The sequence below is a fragment of the Dielma fastidiosa genome, from assembly GCF_000313565.1.
GTDB lineage: Bacteria > Bacillota_I > Bacilli_A > Erysipelotrichales > Erysipelotrichaceae > Dielma > Dielma fastidiosa.
This window is the reverse complement of the sequence record NZ_HE578944.1, coordinates 1-2,111: the sequence shown is the minus strand read 5'-3', so window position 1 is coordinate 2,111 and position 2,111 is coordinate 1. Positions and strand designations below refer to the sequence as shown.

1 protein-coding gene is annotated in these 2,111 nt (G+C 30.4%); it reads left to right on the top strand.

The window, feature by feature from the left end:
* Nucleotides 1-710 precede the first annotated feature (710 nt).
* The gene (locus tag DAHG_RS18115; RefSeq protein WP_022939753.1) at nucleotides 711-1,853 is read left to right on the top strand and encodes a Fic family protein; all 1,143 of its coding nucleotides are present in this window, start codon (nucleotides 711-713) and stop codon (nucleotides 1,851-1,853) included.
* Nucleotides 1,854-2,111 lie beyond the last annotated feature (258 nt).

Here is a 2,111-nt window from a genome sequence, read left to right as displayed (position 1 = left end):
TCGAATACTCCCTATTTATCACATTTGTATGCAATATTAACTTTATTAAAAGGCATGTAACATATATTTCATTATTGCAATCATGCATATGCTATGCATAAAATAACACTAATTTGTTCAGCTTACATATTTGTCATTTCAAGAAGTATATTTATACCAAATTAAGATTTTTCATTTATTTTGAAAGACATCCAACTTATATTTAATTATTACAATATTACTCAGTACAAGTTTAACAATTTTGGCTGCTTAGACTTATCTAAATTGAAATATGTAGGTTTTAAATTCTCCCTTATTTCATTTTATTCTTTATTCATGAAATTAATTGGCAGTATTTGATAATATTTACAAAATAAAACCAAATTAAACAAAATCATATTTTGCTTATTTCAAAATTAGCAAAGTGATAATTATATTTTAATTTGCTTATTTTCCTTTTTTTCATATAACTAAACTAGTTAATAAAAGCTATATATTAATTTGCTTTAACTTCTGACTTTACAATATCACGCCTGTACATCGTATTTAATTATTACAAATATACATATATTTACCAATTATCTGTTAATTATTCAAATCAGTTTATAAGTTCGTTAAATTGAAATAAGTTCATATAAACTCAAACCTTATTTCAACTTCGTGTTTATTTTTGAAATAAAGCGAGGTATAATAGTATCATAGGATGAAAGATAGACTTGGAAGTGTTAAAAATGAGAAATCGTGCAGGTCATTTAATAACTAATTTATTCGGAGAAGCGGCATACAAATCATTTGTTCCTAATCCACTTCCTCCAACACCACCGATTCAATTATCAAATGATCTCATCAATCTGCTTGTCAAAGCGAACTCTCAGCTCGCAGTCTTAGAAAACATTGCCACTCATATACCCAATGTTCAGTTATTTGTTTCTATGTATGTTCGTAAAGAAGCATTGATGTCATCGCAAATAGAGGGAACACAGGCAACTTTAGAAGATATTCTTGATCCTTTGCTTGAGGAAAATACAAATCGTAATGTAGCAGACGTAGTAAACTATATCAAAGCTACCGAATTCGCTATTAATAGATTAAAAGAATTACCTCTGTGCAATCGTCTAATAAGAGAAACACATGCTGTTCTTATGTCGGGGGTGAGAGGTCAGGAAAAAAGTCCTGGGGAATTTAGAACTTCTCAGAATTGGATTGGCGGCCAAGGAAGTTCTCTAAATAACGCAAGATATATACCTCCTTCTCCTAGCGATATGAATGAAGCCATGTCTGACCTAGAAAAATATATCCATTCAGAGGATCAATTAGATCCATTAATTCGTGCAGCATTGATACATTATCAATTTGAGACTATCCATCCTTTTCTTGATGGGAATGGCCGTGTTGGAAGATTAATAATTACGCTTTTTCTCATGGGACAGAAAATACTTTCAACCCCTGCTCTTTATATCTCATACTTTTTAAAAAAGAACCGTATAGAATACTACGATCGGATGACGGAAGTCAGAACAAAAGGAGATTATGAGCAATGGATAAAATTCTTTCTTCAAGCATTGATTGAATCTGCAGAAGACGCGATTACAACTATTGAGGAATTGACTGCCCTACATGATATGAATATAGCATTAATTTCTAAAATGGGGCGAATCTCTAAGAATGCTTTACTTGTTTTTAGATATTTAGAAACTAATCCTATAATTGACATACGAAAGACAGCAGAAGCATTAGACATAGCTTTCAATACAACATCAAGCGTGATTACACGATTGAAAGAACTTGGAATTCTTGTTCAAACATCAACAGGTAGCAGGAATCGAACTTTTTCCTATGAAGCATATCTTAATATTTTACGAAAGGGAACTTGATTTTAGATTTATAAAGTTAAATCAATACGATCAAAGTTGACATAATTCATTTAAATACGTTTACGAATATAGCAGAAAGCATTCATTGAAAGGTGAGTGCTTTTTGCGTTCATAGGATAGAGAATTACTCTAATTAAATACTAAATTTTTGAAAAAATGGTACAAAGAGTATGCTTAATTGTAATAATTCAATAAATGGTATATGCCTTTTAAATTAACAAATAATATTTACGAACACGGTCAATAGGGAGTATTCGG